This window comes from uncultured Castellaniella sp., assembly GCF_937988725.1.
In the GTDB taxonomy this organism is placed as follows: Bacteria; Pseudomonadota; Gammaproteobacteria; order Burkholderiales; family Burkholderiaceae_B; genus Castellaniella.
On sequence record NZ_CALKHS010000009.1, the window covers coordinates 299,663 to 321,235 of the forward strand.

At 66.8% G+C, this 21,573-nt stretch carries 18 protein-coding genes and 1 pseudogene; 4 read left to right on the top strand and 15 right to left on the bottom strand.

Annotated features, from left to right (window positions below):
• Positions 1-261: 261 nt before the first annotated feature.
• A pseudogene (locus tag Q0263_RS08915) lies at positions 262-1,839 on the bottom strand (peptidase S1); the annotation flags it as partial.
• Between the two features lie 205 nt (positions 1,840-2,044).
• Here Q0263_RS08915 and Q0263_RS08920 point away from each other — a divergent pair.
• Together Q0263_RS08920 and Q0263_RS08925 are read left to right on the top strand one after the other, a co-directional pair.
• On the top strand, positions 2,045-2,713 hold the full coding sequence (locus Q0263_RS08920; protein ID WP_298015424.1) for a dienelactone hydrolase family protein: 669 nt from the start codon (positions 2,045-2,047) through the stop codon (positions 2,711-2,713).
• A gap of 190 nt (positions 2,714-2,903) precedes the next feature.
• Positions 2,904-3,218, top strand: coding sequence for a hypothetical protein (locus Q0263_RS08925; protein WP_298015426.1), 315 nt, complete (start codon positions 2,904-2,906; stop codon positions 3,216-3,218).
• Between the two features lie 177 nt (positions 3,219-3,395).
• Here Q0263_RS08925 and Q0263_RS08930 read toward each other — a convergent pair whose 3' ends face one another.
• Together Q0263_RS08930 and Q0263_RS08935 are read right to left on the bottom strand one after the other, a co-directional pair.
• Complete coding sequence (locus Q0263_RS08930) at positions 3,396-3,971, bottom strand: NAD(P)H-dependent oxidoreductase (RefSeq protein WP_298015428.1); 576 nt, start codon at positions 3,969-3,971, stop codon at positions 3,396-3,398.
• Positions 3,972-4,101: 130 nt separating this feature from the next.
• A complete protein-coding gene (locus Q0263_RS08935; protein WP_298015430.1) occupies positions 4,102-4,980 on the bottom strand; it encodes a pirin family protein in 879 nt (292 codons plus the stop codon).
• Positions 4,981-5,077: 97 nt separating this feature from the next.
• Here Q0263_RS08935 and Q0263_RS08940 point away from each other — a divergent pair, with 97 nt between their 5' ends.
• Positions 5,078-5,992: a LysR family transcriptional regulator gene (locus Q0263_RS08940; RefSeq protein ID WP_298015431.1), complete on the top strand. Its 915-nt coding sequence runs from the start codon at positions 5,078-5,080 to the stop codon at positions 5,990-5,992.
• 48 nt (positions 5,993-6,040) lie between these two features.
• Here the strand turns inward: Q0263_RS08940 and lipA are convergent, their stop codons facing one another.
• A complete protein-coding gene (lipA, locus tag Q0263_RS08945; RefSeq protein WP_298015432.1) occupies positions 6,041-7,027 on the bottom strand; it encodes a lipoyl synthase in 987 nt (328 codons plus the stop codon).
• Between the two features lie 129 nt (positions 7,028-7,156).
• On the opposite strand from lipA, the gene Q0263_RS08950 reads away from it, so the two are divergent.
• On the top strand, positions 7,157-8,770 hold the full coding sequence (locus Q0263_RS08950; RefSeq protein WP_298015433.1) for a glycosyltransferase family 39 protein: 1,614 nt from the start codon (positions 7,157-7,159) through the stop codon (positions 8,768-8,770).
• On the opposite strand, the gene Q0263_RS08955 is transcribed toward Q0263_RS08950, so the two are convergent.
• The 11 genes from Q0263_RS08955 to Q0263_RS09005 all read right to left on the bottom strand — a co-directional run bounded on the left by Q0263_RS08955 (position 8,731) and on the right by Q0263_RS09005 (position 21,563).
• The gene (locus Q0263_RS08955; protein ID WP_298015434.1) at positions 8,731-10,875 is read right to left on the bottom strand and encodes a bifunctional diguanylate cyclase/phosphodiesterase; all 2,145 of its coding nucleotides are present in this window, start codon (positions 10,873-10,875) and stop codon (positions 8,731-8,733) included. The genes Q0263_RS08950 and Q0263_RS08955 overlap by 40 nt on opposite strands.
• Positions 10,876-11,067: 192 nt before the next feature.
• Entirely contained in the window at positions 11,068-11,712 is a 645-nt protein-coding gene (gene ribA, locus Q0263_RS08960) for a GTP cyclohydrolase II (protein WP_298015435.1), read from the bottom strand.
• A 145-nt stretch (positions 11,713-11,857) separates the two neighbouring features.
• On the bottom strand, positions 11,858-12,562 hold the full coding sequence (locus Q0263_RS08965; RefSeq protein ID WP_298015436.1) for an ABC transporter ATP-binding protein: 705 nt from the start codon (positions 12,560-12,562) through the stop codon (positions 11,858-11,860).
• A complete protein-coding gene (locus tag Q0263_RS08970) occupies positions 12,549-14,357 on the bottom strand; it encodes a branched-chain amino acid ABC transporter ATP-binding protein/permease (protein ID WP_298015437.1) in 1,809 nt (602 codons plus the stop codon). The genes Q0263_RS08965 and Q0263_RS08970 overlap by 14 nt, the downstream gene beginning before the upstream one ends.
• Positions 14,358-14,440: 83 nt before the next feature.
• Positions 14,441-15,307, bottom strand: coding sequence for a branched-chain amino acid ABC transporter permease (locus tag Q0263_RS08975; RefSeq protein ID WP_298015439.1), 867 nt, complete (start codon positions 15,305-15,307; stop codon positions 14,441-14,443).
• A gap of 87 nt (positions 15,308-15,394) precedes the next feature.
• Positions 15,395-16,756 (bottom strand): substrate-binding protein, encoded by a 1,362-nt coding sequence (locus Q0263_RS08980; protein ID WP_298015440.1) that lies wholly within the window; start codon positions 16,754-16,756, stop codon positions 15,395-15,397.
• A gap of 460 nt (positions 16,757-17,216) precedes the next feature.
• Positions 17,217-17,621: an HIT family protein gene (locus Q0263_RS08985; RefSeq protein ID WP_298015441.1), complete on the bottom strand. Its 405-nt coding sequence runs from the start codon at positions 17,619-17,621 to the stop codon at positions 17,217-17,219.
• Between the two features lie 78 nt (positions 17,622-17,699).
• Positions 17,700-19,130, bottom strand: coding sequence for a YdgA family protein (locus Q0263_RS08990; protein WP_298015442.1), 1,431 nt, complete (start codon positions 19,128-19,130; stop codon positions 17,700-17,702).
• Positions 19,127-20,005, bottom strand: coding sequence for an NAD(P)-dependent oxidoreductase (locus Q0263_RS08995; RefSeq protein WP_298015443.1), 879 nt, complete (start codon positions 20,003-20,005; stop codon positions 19,127-19,129). The genes Q0263_RS08990 and Q0263_RS08995 overlap by 4 nt, the downstream gene beginning before the upstream one ends.
• 86 nt (positions 20,006-20,091) lie before the next feature.
• Positions 20,092-21,093: a 4-hydroxy-3-methylbut-2-enyl diphosphate reductase gene (gene ispH, locus Q0263_RS09000; protein WP_298015444.1), complete on the bottom strand. Its 1,002-nt coding sequence runs from the start codon at positions 21,091-21,093 to the stop codon at positions 20,092-20,094.
• A complete protein-coding gene (locus Q0263_RS09005) occupies positions 21,093-21,563 on the bottom strand; it encodes a peptidylprolyl isomerase (protein WP_298015445.1) in 471 nt (156 codons plus the stop codon). Before Q0263_RS09005 ends, ispH begins: the two co-directional genes overlap by 1 nt.
• Positions 21,564-21,573: the final 10 nt, after the last annotated feature.

The following is a 21,573-nucleotide window of genomic DNA, read 5'->3' on the forward strand; positions in this document are numbered from 1 at the left end:
ATGATTGATCTGAGAGAACTTTCGAAGTGGAGCATTCCACGCCTGCGCACAAGACCTGCGGTAAAAAACGATACGCCCTCGCCAAGCCGCCGCGAAGGCCAAAAACACGAAATGCTTCCGCTCCTATGACCCAAGTCTATCGGCGGGCCGCCGACGCCTGCAGTAAGTTACCGTAAAAGGACGTAAAACATGACGGCGCGACACAGCGCGTGAAAACGGGCCGGGGATCCGGCGGGCCCGCGCCCGCCGGTCGCCCGAAGCCTAGTTCGCGGACGAGGCGCCGCCGGACGCGTGCCGCGTCTGCAGCGTCCGGATGCGGGCGACCGCCTCGCGGTCGGCGACCGCGGCATCCATCATGGCCGCCACGTCGGCCTTCAGGGCCGTGCGCGATCCGCCGTCCAGATAGATCATGTGCCCGGAGGGATAACAGCGCGTCGTCAGGTTCCGGCGCAGCGCGGCGTTGACCAGAGGCATGTTCTTCAGGTCCCGCTCCGTCTGGAAGAACGGCGTGACGAAATCGTAATAGCCGTTGGCGGACAGCACTTTCAGGTCCACGTTCAGGCTCATGGTCGCCGCCAGATCCCCGGCCGTGTACAGGATGACGTTGCCATGGGGATCCACCCCCTTCTGCGCCCCGGTGGGGTCCACGTGATGGAAATCCCAGTACTGGAACGCCTGGTCGTTGAGATCCGTGAAAGCCGAGTTGGACGTGAACTTCAGTTCGTCGTTCAGATAATGGTGCCACATGGCCGTGTACACGCCCGACACGGCCGTCATCGCCGGATCGTTGCCGCCCGAATTGGGCGAAATGTGGCGGGCGATTCCCGTATCGACGCCCTTCACCCGGCCGTCATACGCGCCCAGCGCCAGGCCTTGATCCCGCAGCAGCCGGATCAGGAACAGGGTGCGGCCCTCGCCGTCCCCGGCGGCGATGTCCAGGCGCCAGGACAGCAGCGTCGGCTCGTCGATCCCGGTGTACAAGCTCAGCCGCTCCAGCGTGTCCGCCGCCACGTCCGGGTAAGCCTGCAAGGCTTTGCTGAAGTCGCCCAGCGCAAAGGCGCCGGCCGCCTCCGCCAGGGCGGGAAGCCCGCTCGGCGCGGGGCGCAGGCCCAGCTTGTGGTGATACCAGGCGTCCGCCGTCGCGGTCGGCAGCGCCCCGACGGGATCGCCGGCGCGCGTGTAGTCCAGGATCGATGACTGCAGGGTCACGCCGTTCAGATCCACGCCGTCCTCATGCAGGGCATAGGACAGCGCGGCGCTGCGGGCCGTGCCATAGGATTCGCCGAACAGGAACTTGGGCGAATTCCAGCGATCGAAGGCGGTCAGGTAGCGCTTGATGAACTGCTTCAGCGACGCGACGTCCTGGTCCACGCCCCAGAAATCGCGATTCTTCCACGGCGCGATGGCTGCGGAATACCCGGTTCCGACCGGATTGATGAACACCAGGTCGCTCCTGTCGAGCAGACTGTCCGTGTTGTCTTCCAGCGTATAGGGCGCGGGCGGCGTGAAATCGGGCATGGACGTCCGGATGCGCCGGGGCGCGAACGAGCCCAGCAGCACGAAGACCGACGAGGAGCCGGGACCGCCGTTATAGAAGAACGTGACCGGCCGCTCGTGCGCCGCGTCGCTGTCCAGCGTGAAGGCGACGTGGAAGATCTTCGCGCAGGGCCGCGAACTGCCCGCATCCACGGCCACCAGGTGGCCTGCCCGGGCCGTGTAGACCAGCGTCCGGCCGTTCAGACGCAGTTGATGATGCGTCACCGCGGCATGTTCCGCCGCGTCCGTCACGGAATCGTCCGGACCGTTGCCGTAAGCCGCCGGATCGAAATAGGGTTGGTCTTTCATGTCGCACCCCTGATGAACGCTTTGACCGCCTTCCCCTGCCTCTTTTCATTTAACCGCCCGCCACCGGGCGGAACAAGCGCGGCAACGGCTGCTTACATGCCTTGCCGCAACGCCCGGCCGCAGGCGCCGCTCCGGCGCGGCCGGGCGCATGGGGTACGATCGAACGATCATCCCCTCTTCCCAATCCTGGAGTCTGACGATGGATATGAGCTTGACGGCCAGCGACGGCCATGTGTTGACGGCCTACGTCAATGGCCCGGACACCGCCCGCGCCGGCGTGGTGGTGCTGCCGGAGATCTTCGGCATCAACCCGTACATCCGCGGCGTGGTCGATCGCTACGCCGCCCAGGGCTACCGGGCGATCTGCCCTTCCCTGTTCGACCGGCGGACGGCGCCCGACACCGGCCTGCAGCTGGGCTACAGCCCGGAAGAGATCCAGCGCGGCCTGGGCTACAAGAAAGCCATTGCGGACGACATCGCCCGCCTGGACATCGAGGCCGCCGCCGCGGCCCTGCGGGGCCAGGCCGTCAAGCTGCTGACCGGCTATTGCTGGGGCGGCTATCTGTCCTGGCGCATGGCATGTCTGAGCGACACCTTCGCGGCCGCGTCCTGCTGGCATGGCGGCGGCATCGCCCGGCATGCCGGGGACACGGCCCGCATCCCGGTGCAGATGCATTTCGGCGGCCAGGACCATTCCATCCCGCTGTCCGACGTGGACCAGATCCGGGCCGCCCAGCCGCAGGTGGAATTGCACGTCTACGCGGACGCCGGGCACTCCTTCGGGCGGGACGCCACGCCGGCCTACCGGCCGGAGGCGGCGCGGCTGGCCTGGGAACGGACGCTGGCGTTCTTCGCCCGACATGCCTGATTCCCCGGTCTTCCGACGCGCCCGGACAACGAAAGCCCGGCATGCCGGGGCAACAAACGTGAAAATTTGTTCCGGTTTCGCATTCAACGGGCCGTCAGGTAGCTTTTTGATGCGACTCTGCGCAAGGTTTTCACCATTGGCCCGACTGCTTCCGCCACAATCGGGTCAACGAATCGGCAGGAGAAAACCAATGAAGAAAGGCATCATCATGGCCGCTCTGCTGGCCGGCGCGCTGGCCGCGGGGCCCGCCGCCCAGGCGGGCGACATCGACGTGGGGATCTCCATCGGGGTTCCCGGCGTGATCCTGGGCGGCCCGGCCTACTATCCGCCGCCCCCGCCCCGCTACTACCGGCCGCGCGTCGTCGTGGTCCCCGAACCCGTCTACGTCCCGGGTCCCGGCTACTACCGTCCCGGCTGGGTGGGCCGAGGCTACTATGACCGCCACGACCGGAAACACTGGAAGCGGGACTGGAAACACCATCGCGGCCATCGAGGCCGCGACTAGGCGACACAAGACACGCCACGCAGGCGCGGCGCCTGCTGGCCCCCTCCTCTCCGTGGGTGTTGCCGTCCGCCCTCGTCTCCTCGGGCGGCGCGCAGCAAAAAGGCGGACTCCGCAAGGAGTCCGCCTTTTTGCATCCACAGGCCGTCCGGCGACCCGTTCGGGCCGCCGGACCCCGCATCAGGCAGCCTCGGCCACCGTGTCCAGGGCCTGCAGACGGCGGGTGTGGGCCGCCAGGGCGGCCAGCAGCTTGTCCAGGCCGTCGCGCGACACCGCATCCGTCAGTTCGCCATCGGCGGCGAATTTTTCATGAGCGGCGGAAATGAACAATTCCGGCTTGTTCAAGGGATGCAGATCCAGATAGACCAGCACCTGGCGCAGATGGTACTGGGCGCGGGAGCCGCCCAGGCCGCCCATGGACGCGCTGGCGATGGCTGCCGGCTTGCCCTGGAACGGAGCGCCGGGCACGCGGGACACCCAGTCGATGGCGTTCTTCAGCACGCCCGGAATCGAGTAGTTGTATTCCGGCGTGGCGATCAGGAACGCGTCGGCCTGGGCGGCCTGTTCGGCGAGCCGCTGCACGGATCCGGGGAAGCCCTGCGCCTGCACGTCGCCGTTGTACAGAGGCACGTCGGACAGGTCGGCGATCTCGATGCTCATGCCCTGGGGGGCCTGGCGCCGCGCCTGCTCGAGCAGCAGATGATTGTAGGAACCCTGGCGCAGGCTGCCGCCGATGGCGAGGACACGAATGGACATACTGACTCCTGAAAATGGTCAACACACCCCGCGCACGATGCGCGGGCAATAAAAACGTCAAGTTTTCCGGGACAGCGCCCGGCGATCAGCCGATCGCCGCGCTGCCCGGAACATCCGCGGAACGCGCGGATCAGGCCGCCGGCTGCGCCAGCACCCCGTCCCGGTAATCGCGCAGGGCCTGCTCGATCTCCTGCTGGGTATTCATCACGAACGGGCCGTACTGGGCGATGGATTCCTTCAGGGGCTTGCCCGCCAGCAGCAGGACCCGGACGCCGTCGGACGAACCGGCGGCCGGCGCCACGCGCACCACGTCGCCTTGCTCGCCGTACCACACGGTATGGCCGGACGGCGCCGCCTGGTCGCCGGCATCGAGCTGGCCTTCGAACACATACAGCAGCGCCTGGTGCGTGGCGGGCACGGGGATGTCCACCGACTGGCCCGCCATCACGCAGATGTCCGCGATCAGCGGCTGCGTGACCGACGGCCCCGCGCCCTGGCCCGGCCCCTTCAGCGGGCAGGTGGCCCAGGGAATGGTTCCGGCGATCAGCTTGATGAAGCCGCCTTCGGGCAGATCGGCGGTCGTGATGTCGGCCGCGGGAATGTCCCGGTAATGGGCCGGCTGCATCTTTTCCGCCGCCGGCAGGTTCAGCCAGATCTGGAAGCCGCGCAGCAGGCCGTTTTCCTGCTGAGGCATCTCTTCGTGGATGATGCCGCGCCCGGCCGTCATCCACTGCACGCCGCCGGCCCGCAGGTCGCCTTCGTTGCCCAGATGGTCGCGATGGCGCATGTGGCCGTCCACGATGTAGGTGACGGTTTCGAAGCCGCGATGCGGATGCGGCGGGAAACCCGCGATGTAGTCATCGGGATTGTCGGACGAGAAGGCATCCAGCATCAGGAACGGATCCATCCGCATCTGAGGCTGATAACCCAGCGCTCGCAGCAGACGCACGCCGGCCCCGTCCTGGGTGGCTTGCGCGGGCAGGATCCGGGTGATGGCTCGTGTGGACATGGGCAGCTCCGTATTGAAATCTGATGGAGTTCATTATGAATCATATAATTCGATGAACAACCGTAAAAAATCGCACTTTTTGATCTATAAATCCGATATGTCAGACATCATCCCCATCGCCTACTGGCAAGCCCTGATCGCCATCGTGGACCACGGCGGCTACGCCCAGGCCGCCGAAGCCCTGGGCAAAAGCCAGTCCTCGGTCAGTTATGCGATCCAGCGCCTGGAAGAGCATCTGGCGCTGCGCGTCTTTCGTCAGGAAGGCCGCCGCGCCGTGCCCACGGCGGCGGGACAGATCCTGCTGCAGCGCGCGCGCCTGCTGGTGGAGCATGCCCAGGGCCTGGAGTCTTCCGCCCGCCAGCTGGGCCAGGGGCGGGAGGCCCTGCTGCGCGTGGCGGTCGATGTGCTGTTTCCCGACTGGCTGCTGCTGCGGGCCCTGGCGATCTTCAGCCCCGACTGCGCCGCCACCCGGATCGAGGTCCTGGAAACCGTGCTCAGCGGCACGGACGACGCCTTGTTGCGGCGCGAAGCCGATCTGGTGATCACCCCGCGCATCCCGCAGGGTTTCAGCGGCGAACCGCTGCTGCAGATCCGCTTCGTGGCCGTGGCCGCGCCCGCGCACCCGCTGCACGCCCTGGGCCGGCCGCTGGCCTGGGCCGATCTGCGCCAGCACCGGCAGCTGGTCATCCGGGATTCGGGATCGCGGCGCCAGAGCGCCGGCTGGCTGGATGCCGAACAGCGCTGGACCTTCAGCCATCCGTCCAGTTCCATCCAGGCGGCCTGCGCCGGACTGGGATTCGCCTGGTACCCGGAATTGCGCATCCGCGACGAACTGGCCGACGGACGCCTGCTGCCCCTGCCCCTGATCGAGGGGCGGCACCGCTATGCCATGCTGTATCGGGTCTTCGCGCGCCCGGATTTCCCCGGCCCGGCCTGCCGGGAGCTGGCCGACGTGCTGGCGCGCCTGATGCGGGAATCGGGCCTGTCCGTGGAGCCGCCGCCCCCTGCCTGAATGGCCGGGCGTGCCGCCGGCGCCTCGCGGGCCGCCGGCGGATGCGCGTCACAGACCGACGTTTTCCTTTTCCAGGACCTGTTCCGCCCGGTAGCTGGAACGCACCAGCGCCCCGGAAACGACCTCGCGGAAGCCCTTGGACAGGCCCAGGTCGCGGTAGGCGCGGAATTCATCGGGGGTGACGAAGCGGCGCACCGGCAGGTGATTGGCCGTGGGCCGCATGTACTGACCGAAGGTCAGGATGTCGACATTGGCCGCGCGGATATCGTCCATCGCCTGTTCGATTTCCTCGTCGGTTTCCCCCAGGCCCAGCATCATGCTGGTCTTGGTCAGGGTGTGCGGCGCGTAGGCTTTCGCATGCGCCAGGACGTCCAGCGTCTGCTGGTAGCCGGCCCGGGCGTCGCGCACGACGTGGGTCAGGCGTTCGACGGTCTCGACGTTCTGGGCGAAGGTCGTCAGACCGGCATCCAGGATGGTTTCGACGCAGCCGTGATCGCCCTGGAAGTCGGGCGTCAGGGCCTCGACCGCCGTCTGCGGCGAACGTTCGTGGATGGCCTTGATACAGGCCGCGTAATGGCCCGCGCCGCCGTCCAGCAGATCATCGCGGTCCACGGACGTCAGCACGACGTACTTCAGCTGCATCAGGGCCACGGCGTCGGCCACGCTGGCGGGTTCGTCGTGATCCAGCCAGCCATGCGGGTTGCCGGTGCTGACCGCGCAGAATTTGCAGGCCCGCGTGCAGACCGAGCCCATCAGCATCAGGGTCGCCGTGCCGCGCCCCCAGCATTCGGCGATGTTCGGGCACTTGGATTCGGCGCAGACGGTGTTGAGCTTATGGGTTTCGACGATCTGGCGGACTTCCTGGTAGCGGGCGCCGGACGGCACCCGCACCCGCAGCCACGCCGGCTTGGGGGCTGAATCGGGGATTTCGGTGAGTTCGCTGGGCCGCATGCCGTCCTTGACGGCGCGGGTGCCCTGCGGACTGATGAATTTGGATCCCGAACGGGCGCGGATGATGGGGACTTCAGTCGTCATGGGGAAACCTGTGCAAAATGAAATTCGGGCGCGCGTCAGCCCCGGCGCACGCCTGCGGCGATAGTACCATGCAGCGGGATGCCGGCAGACGATTCCCCGACACCCCGCGGGGTCGGTATACTGGCGCCCATGCAACAGGCCCTGCGTCCCGGCATCCCCATTCTGGCGCGCCCCCCGGGGGGCGCGCTGGTGCTGCTCTGCCTGCTGGGCATGGTCGCTCTCTGGACGATTCTGTGCGGGCTCAGCCACTCGGCCCCCGATCTGGACGGCATGGAAGAACTGGTCTGGGCCGCCAGCCTGGAACTGGGCTACACGAAGCACCCGCCCCTGCCGTCCTGGTTCATGCACTTCGCCACCGAATGGCTGGGGCGCCCCACCTGGCTGCCGTTCCTGATGGGGCAGCTGTTTTCCGCGCTGGGCCTGTGGTTCGTCTGGAAGCTGGGCCGTGAACTGACCACGCCCCGCCGGGCGTTGATCGCAACCTTGCTGGTTTCGGTCACGGCGTATTTTTCCCTGCGCGGCACGATCTACAACCACAACACGGCGCAGCTGTGGTCCATCACCGCATCGATCTGGCTGTTCTACCGGGCCCTGCGCGACCAGAGTACGCGCGACTGGCTGCTGCTGGGAGTCGTCTGCGGGCTGGCGATGCTGACCAAATACAGCGCCCTGATCCAGTTCGCCGCCTTTTTCCTGTATCTGCTGCGCAGCGGCGCCTGGCGCCTGCGGCGCACCTGGACGGGCGTGGGCTGGGCCGCCCTGGCCTTCGTCCTGGTGATCAGCCCGCATCTGTGGTGGCTCGATCTGCACCATTTCGAACCGCTGCTGTACGCCGACGATTCCCTGCAGGCGGGCGGGCGGCTGGCGGCGCTGAACGACCTGCTGTCCTTCTCGCTGGACCAGGCGGGACGCCTGGCCCCCATGGTCGTGGCGCTGGGCGCCTGGGCGCTGTGGCGCCGCCGCGGCGGCGACCGCGCGCCGGGCCACGCCGCCAATGACGAATCCTTCGCCGGATCGGACGATGCGCCGCGCTACGTCGAGGACTTCACCGCCCGGGATCGCCAGTTCCTGCTGTGGGTCGGCCTGGCGCCCTTCCTGTCCACCGTGGCGATCTCGGCCCTGCTGGGATCCCGCCTGGAAGCGTCCTGGGCCAGCACTTTCTTCGTGCTGTTCGGCTTCTACGGCCTATGGTGGCTGCGGGGCCCGGAATCCGTGCAGCTGCGGCGCATCCTGATCATCGTGGCGGGCCTGCACCTGGCGATGGCCCTGGGCTACGCCGTCGCGCGCGGCCCCCTGGCCCAGGCCCTGGGACAGGCATCCCGTTCCACTTATCCGGGACCGGCGCTGGCCGAGCTGGCCGCGCAGCACTGGCAGCAGCACCAGCCGGGCCGGCCGCTGCGCGTCATCGTCTCCAATACCTGGCTGGGCGGCAACATCGCCGTGCACGTCGGCCCCCGGACCCAGGTGTACATCGACGCCAGCGACGAACAGTCCCCCTGGTTCGCCCCCGGCACGGCACTGAGCTGCGGCGCCCTGGTCGCCTACAGCGCCCAGGGACGGGCCGCTCCGTCGGCCCGGGTGCAGGCCCTGTACGATGCGGCGCCGTGGAAAGGCCTGGATGAAGTCCCGTGGTCCGGTCCCAAGGGCCGCCTGATCGACCTGCATTGGGCCGTCCTGCCGGCCACCCCGGACTGCCTGCGCGATCAGCGCTCGGACGCGCGGCCCGCCGGATCCCGCCCCTGATCGCGTCCCGGACGGATGTCGGCGCCCGCCTGCAACAGGGTTTCGAAGGCATGCGCCGGCATGGGGCGGGCGAACAGATAGCCCTGCCCGTAATCGCAGCCCGCCGCCGCCAGCAATTCATACTGCCGGGGCGTCTCGATGCCCTCGGCCACCACGCGCAGCCCCAGCTTGTGCGCCAGCAGGATGATGGCCTCGCACAGGGCGTGATCGGCGCTGCCTTCGCGCAGATTGGCGACGAAGGACTGGTCGATCTTCAGGAAATCGATGTTGAACTTGCGTAGATAGGACAGCGAGGAATACCCGGTGCCGAAGTCGTCGAGCGCCACCTGCACGCCGGCGCCCCGGAAAGCCTCCAGCTGCTGGCGGATGCGGTCGTCGTCCGAATCCATCAGCAGGCCTTCGGTGATCTCGACGATGACATGGCGCGAAGGCAGGCCCAGCGTGTTCAGGTGCGTGCCCCAGAAGGCCAGGTCCAGGCCCTCGTGGCGCAGCTGCGCCGGGGAAATGTTGACGCTGACCTGGATGTCCTGGCTGAAGCGCTGGCGCCATTCGGCGGCCTGCCGAGTGGCCTCGCAGAACACCCAGTCGCCCAGCGCCCGGATGATGCCGGTTTCTTCGGCCAGGGGAATGAATTCCGCCGGCGACACCAGCCCTCGCACCGGATGATGCCAGCGCAGCAGGGTCTCGGCCTTGACCACGCGGCCGTCCTTCAGATCCACGATAGGCTGGAAATGCAGGGAAAACTGGTTCTGGTCCAGCGCCAGGTGCAGGTCGTTGACCAGGCGCATGCGCGTCTGGGCGCGTTCCTGCATGGACGCGGTGAAATAACGGCTGCGGTTGCGGCCGTCGGCCTTGGCCGAATACATGGCCTGGTCGGCGTTGTTCAGCAGCGATTCGGCGTCGGAGGCATCGTCCGGGAAGAACGTCACCCCGATGCTGGTGGAAATGAAGACGGTCTCCACCCCCAGGCGGAAGGGTTCGGCCAGAGTGCGCAGGATGGACCGCGTCAGGCGCTCGACGTCGCGCGGCTCGCGGACGTCGTCCAGCAGCACCGTGAATTCGTCCCCGCCCAGCCGCGCCACGGTGTCGCTCTGGCGCACGCAGGCGCTCAGGCGCCGGGCGGCTTCCTTCAGCAGGTCGTCGCCCATGGCGTGGCCCAGGGTGTCGTTGATTTCCTTGAAGCGATCCAGATCCAGGAACAGCAGGCCGATGCGCCCATTGCAGCGGCGCGCCTTGCGGATGCTCTGTTCCAGGCGGTCGTGGAACATCTGGCGATTGGGCAGGTCGGTCAGGCGGTCGAAATTGGCCTGCTTCCAGATGATGGCTTCGGCCTGCTTGATTTCGGCGATATTGGAAAAGATCATCACCCGGCGGTGGACTTCGCCGTCATCGCCGTACGAGGTATTGATGCTGAGCCATTCGGGATAGAGTTCGCCGTTGACGTGCTGCCCCCAATGTTCGCCCTGCCAGCTGCCGGTTTCCATCACGGCGCGCCACATGGCGCGATAGAACTCGCGGTCGTGGCACGGGGAATTCAGGCAGCGGACGTGGCGGCCGATGACGTCGGCTTCAGACCGCCCTCGCAGGCTGACGAACGCCGGATTCACGTCCAGGATGAAACCTTTGGGGTCGAGCACCAGCATGCCTTCGCTGGTGTTGCGATACACCAGCGAGGCCAGTTCGGCCCGGCGGTCGGCATCGTTCAGGCCGGCGCGGCGCTGGCGCATGACGTACAGGCGGCTGCGCCCCGATGGCGAGGGGATGTGGGTGGCAGCGCCGGCCAATTGCAGGAGCCTGGACTGGCGATGCTGGCCGCAGCCGCGCCACAACAGCGTATTGCGGGCGCCTTCCTGGTCCAGCCGGGTATTGAGGTCGCCGATCTCGGGCAGCAGGAGGTCCACCGGCAGGCCGATGGCGGCCCCGCGCCGGTAGCCGAACAGCCGCTCGGCGCTGCGGTTCATGTAGACGATGGCGCCCCGGGTGTCGGTGGCCAGAAAGGCGTCTTGCGAAAAATCTCCCAGGCGCAGCAGCGCCAGGATATGGGATCGGTCGGAGGCTCCGACGGGCAACAACGTCGCGGCCTGAAGGCCAGAAATCTGGTCCACGGGGGGATGCACGGGGGTGGGTGAGGGAACCATCACACGAAGCGGGACGGCGGCAGTGCCAAGACCATGACGGAGGTACCGGAGGAACTTGCAACAGCCAGTCTTTTAACACATCGTCAGGTCAGTCACCATCAGTAATATCCATAGGAAACGGCGCGTTGCGCCCGTCCGCCACGCGCACGGGTCAAGGGATCAAGGCGCCTCGCCGAAGTATTCCTTGAACTGATGGCCCAGCTTGCGGGCCTTGGTGCGCAGGTATTGCTCGTTGTACGGATTGCGGTTGACCTGCAGCGGGATGTGTTCGGCGATCGTGATGCCCAGGTCCGTCAGCACGCGCTCCTTGCGCGGATTGTTGGTCATCAGGCGCACGCTGCGGATGCCGAAATGCGCCAGCATGGGGCGGCACAGATCGTAGCGCCGCATGTCGGCCGGAAAACCCAGGCGCTCATTGGCCTCGACCGTATCGGCGCCCTCGTCCTGCAGATGGTAGGCGCGGATCTTGTTCAGCAGACCGATGCCCCGCCCTTCCTGGCGCAGATACATCAGGATGCCCCGCCCTTCCTCGGCGATACGCTGCAGCGCGGCTTCCAGTTGCGCCCCGCAGTCGCAGCGCTGGCTGAACAGGGCGTCGCCCGTCAGGCATTCGGAATGGATGCGGGCCAGCACGGGCTCATCGCTGCCGACGTCGCCCAGCGTCAGGGCGACGTGTTCCTTGCCCGTGGCGGGTTCGACGAAGGCATGGATCTGGAACACGGCCCAGGGCATGGGCAGCTGGCTGGACGCGACGTACTGCAGCAGATCGCCGTCTGCGACGTCGGCATCGGAAGGGGTGGACATGGACAACGGGGAAGAAAAACGGAACGGACTATAGATTAACACTCCGCGGGCCCTGCGCCGCGCGCCGCCAGCCGGCGGCGCAGCGGCAAAAAAAAGGGCCTCACATCCGTGAGGCCCATAAAGCGCCCGTCCGGGCCGGCATGAATCAGGCTTTGACCCCGAGATACCGCTCGATGATCTCGCCGTTTTCATGCAGGTCCTTGGGCGTGCCCTCGTACACCACATGTCCGTTGTTGACGATATAGGCGCGGTCGGCCAGCGACAGCGCCGCCCGCACGTTCTGTTCGACGATCACGATCGTCTGCCCGGCATCGGCCAGTTGGCGGCAGACCCCCATCAGATCGCGCACGATCAGCGGCGCCAGGCCTTCGAAGGGTTCGTCCAGCAGGATGATGTCGGCATTGCGGATCATCGCCCTGGCGATGGCCAGCATCTGCTGCTCGCCTCCCGACAGCTGCTTGCCGCGATTGCGCTTGCGTTCGGCCAGGCGCGGGAAGGTCGCATAGATCTCGTCGAGCGTGCGCGGCTTGTCAGCCGTCATGGCCGCCAGCTGCAGGTTTTCCTGCACCGAGATCGACCCGAACACGCGCCGTTCCTCGGGCACCAGCTGGATGCCCAGCGCCGCGCGCCCATAAGGCGGCAACTGCTGGATCTCCACCCCGCGATGGCGGATGGCGCCCGATTTCACGTCCACCATGCCCATCAGGGATTTCAGCGTGGTGCTCTTGCCGGCGCCGTTGCGCCCCAGCAATGCGACGACCTCGTGTTCCTCGATGTGCATCGAGACGTCGAACAGGATGTGCGAATCCCCGTAGTAGCTGTTGATCTTGTCGACTTCAAGCAGACTCATCGTCCATTCCTCCGAGATAAGCCGCCTGAACCGAGGGGTCATGGCGGATTTCGTCCGGCGTCCCTTCGGCCAGCTTGCGGCCTTCGTAGAGCACGGTGATACGTTCGGCCAGCTCGAACATGGCATCCATGTCATGTTCGACGATGACCATGCTGCGGCCCTGGCGGATCGACTTCAGCAGCGACACGACCAGGACGCGCTCCTCGGGTCCCAGGCCCGCCAGCGGCTCGTCGAACAGCAGCACGTTGGCCCCGGTGGCCAGCGCCAGGCCGATCTCCAGGCGCCGTTTTTCGCCATAGGACATGTCGGACACGCGGGTGTCGGCATGATGCGTCAGGTCGACCATGGCGATGGCGGCATTGACCTGGGCGTCGAGCTGATCCGAGTGCAGATTGGCCAGCAGGTCGCTGCGATAGCGGCCGCGCAGGCGGGCCAGCACCGGGATCATGACGTTCTGGCGCACCGTCAGATGTTCGAAGAGCTGGTTGATCTGGTAGGACTTGCTCATGCCCAGCTGGCAGACCGAGGTCACGCCGATGCCGGTGATTTCCTGCCCCCGGAAGAAGACCTTGCCGGCCGTGGTGGGCAGTTCGCCCGCCAGCATGGCGAAGAAGGTGGACTTCCCTGCCCCGTTGGGCCCGATCACGCCGTGCAGTTCGCCGTCACGCAAGGTGAAGTCGATGTCGGAATTGGCCTTCAGCCCGCCATAGTGCTTGCTGATGCCGCGGGCTTCCAGCACCGGGGCGCCGGGCCGGGTGCTGGCCAGGGGCGGCACGATGTCCAGCGTGCGGGCCACCCGGTCACTGGCGTCGCTGTCCACGTCGGACGGCAGGCTCTGGCGGCGATGGCGGAAGAAATCCAGGATGCCGCCCGCCACGCCGCGTCGGAACACCGTCACCAGCACGACGAAGACGACCCCCAGGATGAGCTTCCAGTACGGCCCCAGGCTGCCGACCTGCTGCAAGCCTTCGTACAGATAGAGCCAGATGGTGGCGCCCAGCAGCGGTCCCAGCAGCGTGCCCGCCCCGCCCATCACGGTCTGGATCACCAGTTGAGCCGAGGTATCCAGGGCGAAGGCATCGGGCGGCATGTAGGACTGGAAGACGCCCAGCAGGCCGCCGGCCAGCCCGCCGTAGGCGGCGGCCACCACGAAGACGATCAGCTTGTAGGACTGGATCGAGTGGCCCAGGGCCGTGGCGCGCTTGGGATTGCCCTGGATGGCCTTCAGCACGGCGCCGAAGGGCGAACGCACGATGCGCCGGGCGATCAGGTAGCCGATGAAGAAGATCACCGCCACGAACCAGTACATGGGCCAGCCGCTGGAAATGTGGATGTTGACGAAGCCCAGGGACAATTCCGGCGGCGGCACCCCGGCGATGCCGTTCTCGCCCCCGGTGTAGTCCTTGAAGGACGAGTTTTCCAGGAAGTAGAACATCTCGCCGAAGGCCAGCGTGCTCATGGCGAAGTAGATGCCGGTGCGGCGCAGGGTCAGGTAGCCGATGACCAGGCCCGCCACCGCGGCCACCACCGTGCCGATCAGCAGGGCGACCAGCATGTTGGGCACGATGCCGTCCGTCAGCAGGTAGGCCGTGACGAAGCCGCCCGTGCCGTAGAACGCCGCCTGGCCGAAGGACAGCAGGCCGGTGTAGCCGAACAGCAGGTCGAAGCCCAGGCCGAACAGGCCCCAGATCAGGATCCGCGTCAGCAGGTCTGGGCTCATGCCGATGATCGGCAGGATGAACGGGGCGACCAGCAGGCCCAGCCCCACCAGCATTTCCGGCAGTTGTCTGCGCATGATGCCATCTCCTCCTGTGCGGATGGCGCCGGCGGGCCGCGCCGCCGCGCCGACTTCGTCCGCCGTGCTTGTTCGAACCGAATTCATTCCCGACCCTCCTGGCCCATGAGCCCTTGCGGACGGAAGATCAGCACCAGCGCCATGGCGATGAACAGCATGACGTCGGAATACTGCGGATTGATCATGGCGGTCAGGCTGAGGATCTCGCCGGCGATGATGCCGCCGATCACGGCCCCCGGGAACGAGCCCACCCCGCCGATCACCACCACCACGAAGGAATCCACCAGATAGCGGAACCCCATGTCGGGCGTCAGCGCCACGATCGGGGAATTGATGACCCCGGCGAAGCCGGCGGCCATGGCGCCCAGGCCGAACACCAGCAGGAAGGTGCGCTTGACGTTGATGCCCAAGGCGTTGACCATCTGCGCGTCTTCGATGCCGGCGCGCACGATCAGCCCCAGGCTGGTGCGATACAGCACGAAATACAGCAGCAGCAGCGTGGCTGCCGCGATCGCCAGGGTTTCCAGGCGATACAGCGGATAGATCAGCGACCCGATGCGGGCGATGCCCAGGCCCCAGCTGGGGGGCGTCACCGACAGGCTGACCCCGCCGTACAGGCCGCGCACGATTTCCACCAGCACGATGCTGATGCCGAACGTGACCAGGATCTGGTCTTCGGGGGGACGGCTGTAGAACTTGCGCATCAGGCCGCGTTCCATGACCAGCCCGCACGCCAGCGCGACGGCGGAGCCGCCCGCGACGGCCAGGACGAAGGAGTCCGTCAGGCTGTAGACCGTATACCCCGCATACCCCCCCACGACGAACAAGGCGCCGTGGGCGAAATTGATGACACCGAGCGTGCCGTAGATAATCGTCAGGCCGGTACTGATGAGCGCCAGCAACAGGCCGGTGGCCAGCCCGTTGAACAGCTGCGAGAGAAACAAAGACATGCTCGGCATCGAGTTGCCTCCTGTGAGAGCCCCGGAACCCGCTTGCGGCCATCCCCCGGAAGCGGAGGAATGGCCGCAAAGCGGTGCTTAGACGTAGTCGCCCATCTTGCAGCCCAGCAGGCCGACCTTGGGCAGGACGTCCTTGCCGCTGACGACCTGGACGATTTCAAAGAAGTCTTCCGGGTTCTTCATGTCGGACGGCTTCTTGCCGCGCAGGATCGGGAAGTCGACGATGCCCTGGTGGTCTTCGGCGCGGAAGGTGACCTTGCCCACCGGGCTGTCGCGCAGTTCGCCGACTTCCAGAGCCTTGACCACGTCCACCGGGTAGAAGCTCTTGGCGCGCTCCACCGCGTCGGCCCAGAGCACCAAGGCCAGGTAGGCGTACATGGCCGAATCCCGGGGCTTGCCGCCGAATTTCTTTTCATAGGCTTCGACGAAGTCCTTCGCCACCGGGTTGCTGTCCTCCATGGTCCACCAGAAGCCCTGGGCGGCATACACGCCCTGCATGACATCGGCGCCGACTTCCTTTTCCAGGTAGGCGGACATGTAGGGGATGACGATCTTCATCTTGTCGAGCAGGCCGAACTGCTTGGCCTGCTTGATGGCGTTAGCGGCGTCCGCGCCGTAGGCCACCACCACCAGGACATTGGCGTCGGTGTTGGCGATGTTGATCAGGTAGGAGCTGTAGTCCTTCGCGCCCAGCGGGTGGACCTGGTTGGTGACGGTCTTCCAGCCTTCTTTCTCGGTGAATTCCTTCATCGACTGGGTGGTGGTGTGGCCGTAGGTGTAGTCCGGCGTCAGGTAGGCGGCCTTGCGGTCCTTGCCCAGTTCCTTGGCGACCACGGGGGCGATGGCCTTGCACGCCATGTAAGCGAAATAGCACAGGCGGAAGCCGTAGCGCTGGCAGTCCACCCCGGTGGTTTCGTTGGAACCGGAAATGGCCGTGAAGTACGGCGTATGTTCGCGGTTGCAGACCTTCTGCAGGGCGATGGCCACGGCGCTGCTGGTGCTGCCGGCGATCATCATGGCCTTGTTGTCGTGGATGAAGCGGGTGGCCGCCTGCACGCCGGTATTGGGCTTGGTTTCGGCGTCGGCCGAGCCCAGCACCAGCTTCTTGCCCAGGATGCCCTTCTTGATCAGGGGGGAGATCTTCTGGACTTGCGCAGCGCCGGCATTGATCTGTTCGGCGGCCAGCTCATAGCCGTTCTTCTGTTCCGCGCCCTGGGCCGAGTAAGGACCGGTCAGGTCCACCGTCAGGCCGACGAACACGGAATCGCCTTCGGCGCCGGCGGGCCAGGCGCCCAGGGGCTTCTTGTCGTCGGCCAGCGCCACGCGCGCCGTACCGGGCAGCAGCATGCCGCCGGCCACCCCGGCCGCGCCGGCTTTCAGCACGGAACGGCGCTTGACCTGCGTCTGCATGGCTTGACCCAACGATTTCTTTTGATTCATTGCTTTGTCTCCTGATTTGAGTGGCCCCGGGCGCCCATGGGGCCCGGCTGGGTACTGCGTGTCAGTCAATCACCCGCGATTTTTTTTATGGATGATCCAGCTTTGTTTTTATGATCGGGCAGAGAAATGGATGACCAATTTCTGCGTGATGCTATTAAGAAATTTGAAACTTACGCAGAACTTACGCAGATTCTTACAGACTGGAACACGATGAATCAGAAGGCGAAAAACCAGGGTCTCATCCCCTGGCAAGACGCGGCCAAACCCTTGATGCAGCATCGGTTTTTATAATCATCGAAATTGATGCAATGCAATAAATCAGGGTTAATGCTTAAGGGAAATCATCAGGCCGGGATTTTCCCTTAAATATCGCCCGCGTCCACGAAAAAGAGGCCGGGCGGGCCTCTTTGATTCAAGCCGCAAGCTTCCATGCGGCGTCGGGAACGGCCCGGAACAGGCGTCAGCGCAGCACGATGCGGGCGGCGTAATCGCGCAGCACGTCGATGCCGGGATCCTTGCGCGGCCAGACCAGGCCCACGCCATCGTTCTCGTAGCGGGGCAGGACGTGGATGTGAGCATGCGGCACGGTCTGCCAGCCGGCCGGGCGATTGGCCTGCAGCAGGGTCAGGCCTTCGGGATGAAAGGCATCCTGGACCGCCCGCGCCACGCGCCAGGCCAGGCGCATCAGGTCGGCCGCCATGTCCTGATCCATGTCCAGCAGCGTGGGATACGGATGGCAGGGCGCCACCAGCACGTGCCCCGGATTGAGCTGGCCCGCGTCCATGAAAGCGAAGGCCCGCTCATCCCGATACACGATGGCGGCCGGAATGTCGCCGGCCAGAATGCGTGTGAAGACCGTATCCATGGAATCCTCGTCAAAGACGGCACCGGCAGACGGTAGCACGGCGGCCGGGCCGCCGGCAGGCCGGCATTTACCCTGAGATCACTGGCCCAGGCCCAAGGCGCCGCCGACCAGGGCGGCCAGGGCCTCGGGCGCCATGGGCTGCCCATTGACCGTCACCTTGCCATCGGCATAGGACACGTCCGCCTGGACCTGGCCATCCTGTTCCTTGACCAGCCCCGCCCTGGCCAGCCGGCCCGAATACTGGTCGAACAGCATGCTGACCAGCGCCACCATCATGTCCGGATTGGCGCCGGCCTGGCTGCGCGCCAGGATGTCGAGGAGCATGGGCTTGGACACCCCCGCGTGCGCGGTGAGCTGGCCGATGCCCCGTTCGAGCAGAGCGCCCAGATCCTGCGGCGCGTCATCCGCCGCCGGCCGGAACTGCGCCAGCGCCCGCGCATCGGTTTTGCCCTTGGGGGTGGTCCAGCTGAACTCATCCAGCGACACGCGCGGAGACGAGGCCAGGACGGCCATCGCCAGCGGGCGCAGGCGCTGTTCGTCCTCGGGCGACAGCGGCGCATCGTCATCTTTGCCGGCCCGCGTCTGATCCAGCGCGACCAGCAGGGCCTGCAGGGCCTGGACGTCCAGCTGCTCGGCCGAGGCCTTCAAGCGGATGGCGCCGAGGTCCTGCCCCCCCGCCTGCAGTTGCCCCAGGTCATACTGCACCCGGCTGTCCAGCAGGCTGCCGGTGCGCGCGGTCTCGGCGCGCATGGAGGGCTGCGTGAAGCGGATTTCCGGATTGTCACCATCAGTGATCCGCAACTGCGCGAACTTCAATTCCTGGCGCGACTGCAGGTCGGTTTCCCCGCTGCGAGTCGTGTCGCTGTCCAGCCGCAGGTCTTCGCCATGGAAGCGGACGGCCAGATCGGCATCCTGGACGTCCAGGGACTTCGCCTGCGCCGACAGGCTGACGTGCCGGGTCTCGGGCTGATAGACGACCCGCATCGTGCCGCCGCTGAAATCGATCCGCTTGTCCGGGGTGCGCGCCGGCTTCAGCGTAACGAGCGAGGCCACGCGGCCGTCGAACCCGACCCGGGAATCCGCCTGCCAGGGAGCGGTCGTCCCGTCGCCGACGGCGGCGAACCAGGGCTGCCACGGACCGCCCGGCAAGGGGCGCACCCGACTGTAAGCCGCCAAAGGCCCCCAATGGCCTTCGCGCACCGCCGCCAGCGGCCAGGGGCCGTGCTGCAGGTCGTCCTGCAGGCTCACGGCCTGGGCGGCGCCCTTGTCGTCGCGAAATTCAAACACGTACCGGACCTGCGAGGAAAACAGCCCGCGCTGGTATTCGTCCACCCGCAGCACGGGCGGCGCTTCGTCCGAGGCCCATTGGGCCTTGATGTCCTGATTGGCCTGGCTCACCCAGGATTCGATGGACTGCTGGGTCACCCGGCCCGCGTACCAGGACGCCGACCCGTAGGCCAGGACCAGCACCGCCACCGCACCGGCGGCAAGGCTCAAACGTCGATTCATGCAAGGTCTCCGATGGAGTCGTACAGGCGGATCAATTGGGAGGTATCGGCAGGCCCCTGGCCCTGGCGACTGGCCAGCCGATAGGCCTGGCCGGCGGCGGCCGCCACTAGCACCGGCGTCCCCTGGAGCCGGGCCAGCGCGGCCACGGTGTCCAGGTCCTTCAGCATGGTGTCCAGGCTGGCCTGGGGCGGCGGCGGCGCGGCCTGCGTCATGCGCGGCACGAACATCTGCAGCAGCGTGGAATCCGCCCAGCCGCCGGCCAGGGCCTGCGGCAGGCGGGCCGCTTCAACCCCGGCATCCCGCGCCAGGGCGACGGCTTCCGCAATGGCGGCGATGGAGGCGGCGACGATGGTCTGGTTGCACAGTTTCGTCACCTGTCCCGCGCCGACCGGCCCCATGTGGGTGACGCGCTGCGCATAGGCCCGCAGCACGGGCGCCACCTGGTCGCAGACGTCCGCCGGCCCCCCCGCCATGACGGCCAGGGTGCCCGCCGCCGCCCCGCCGGTGCCGCCGGACACCGGGGCGTCCAGCCAGACGGCGCCGTTGGTCCGGCTCAGGCGGTCGGCGAATTCGCGGGTCCGGTCGGGCGCGATGGAGGAATGATCGATCAGGACGGTCAGGGACGCGGCCCGGGCCAGGCCCTCGGGGCCGAAGACCACGGACTCGACGGCCGCCGCATCGAACAGGCAAAGCGCGACCCAGGAGCAGGCCTCGCCCAGCGCCTGCGGCGTGGCGCAGACCCGGGCGCCTTCGGCGGCCAGCTGCTGCGCGGGGCCGGGCGAACGGTTCCACACGCTGACCTGATGGCCCGCCTGCAGCAGGCGCCGCACCATGGGCGCCCCCATGCGGCCCAGGCCGCAAAATCCAATGTCCATATCGGGTTCTCCTGTGGGTCGGCGGGCGGCGGCGCCGAACCGCGGCCGGGCCCGTCGGCGCGCAGGAATCCGCCCGCCGGCGGGATTCAGCTGTCCTGCATCTTGCGCGACAGTTCGCGCGGCAGGGGGAAGGATACCTGTTCGCGCACGCCATCGAGCGGGCGGACGCTGCGCACGCCCAGTTCCCGCAGGCGAGCGATCACTTGCTGAACCAGGGCTTCGGGGGCGGAGGCGCCGGCCGTCACGCCCACGCGGCGCGCCTTTTCCAGCCATTCGGGCCGGACCATGCCGGGATCGTCCAGCAGGTAGGCCGTCACGCCCTTGCGCTCGGCGACCTCGCGCAGGCGGTTGGAATTGGAACTGTTCGGGCTGCCCACCACCAGCACCAGATCGCACTGCGGCGCCATGATGCGCACGGCGTCCTGGCGGTTCTGGGTGGCGTAGCAGATATCGCTTTTCTTCGGTTCCGCGATGTCCGGAAAACGGGTCCGCAAGGCATCGGCCACCTGCGCGGCGTCGTCGATCGACAACGTGGTCTGGGTCACGAAGGCCAGGTTGTGCGGATCGCGCACCTGCAGGGCCTGCACGTCCTGCACGGTTTCCACCAGGTACATGCCGTCGTCGGCCTGTCCCAGCGTGCCTTCCACTTCGGGGTGGCCCCGATGGCCGATCATGACGACCTCGCGGCCTTCCTTGCGCATGCGGGCGACTTCCACGTGCACCTTGGTGACCAGGGGGCAGGTGGCGTCGAAGATGCGCTGGCCGCGCTGATCGGCCTCGGCCCGGACCGCGCGGGACACCCCGTGCGCCGAGAAGATCACGATGGCGTCCGCGGGGGCGTCTTCGAGTTCGTCGATGAAGATGGCGCCCTTGGCGCGCAGGTCTTCGACCACGTAGCGGTTATGGACGATTTCATGGCGCACGTAGATCGGCGCCCCATGGATTTCCAGGGCGCGCTCGACGATCTCGATGGCGCGATCGACCCCGGCGCAAAAGCCGCGCGGCTGCGCCAGCACGACTTCCGGGGCGGCGCCCGCGCCGGCGTCTGGAGCGGTATCCAGGCGATCGTCCGCAATGGGCGCCGTCATCACAGCACCCCCAGGATGCGGATCTCGACCTGCAGGTCGATGCCGGCCAGCGGATGATTGAAATCGAACAGGGCGTCGTCGCCCTGCAGGGTCTTGAGCACGCCGGAATAACGGCCGCCATTGGGCGCCACGAATTCGATCATGTCGCCCGCCTCGAACACCGTATCGGGCGGGGCGTTGCGCACCATTTCGTCATGGGAGATCCAGCGCAGCAGTTCGGGGTTGCGTTCGCCATAGGCCTGGGCGGCGGGCACGTCCCGCGTGAAGTGCGCGCCTTCGGGCTGGTCCATGAGCAGCGATTCCAGCCCGGGCGCCCATTGGCCGATGCCCATCTGCAAGGTGGCGGGCCGATCCAGGAAGGTATCCACGAAGGCCGTCCCGGCGGCAGGCCCCGACAGGGGTTCGATGCGGTAGTGCAGCGTGACATAAGAGTCCGCATGGACATGCGCGACGTCAGGGGAAGAGGTCAAAATGGGTCAC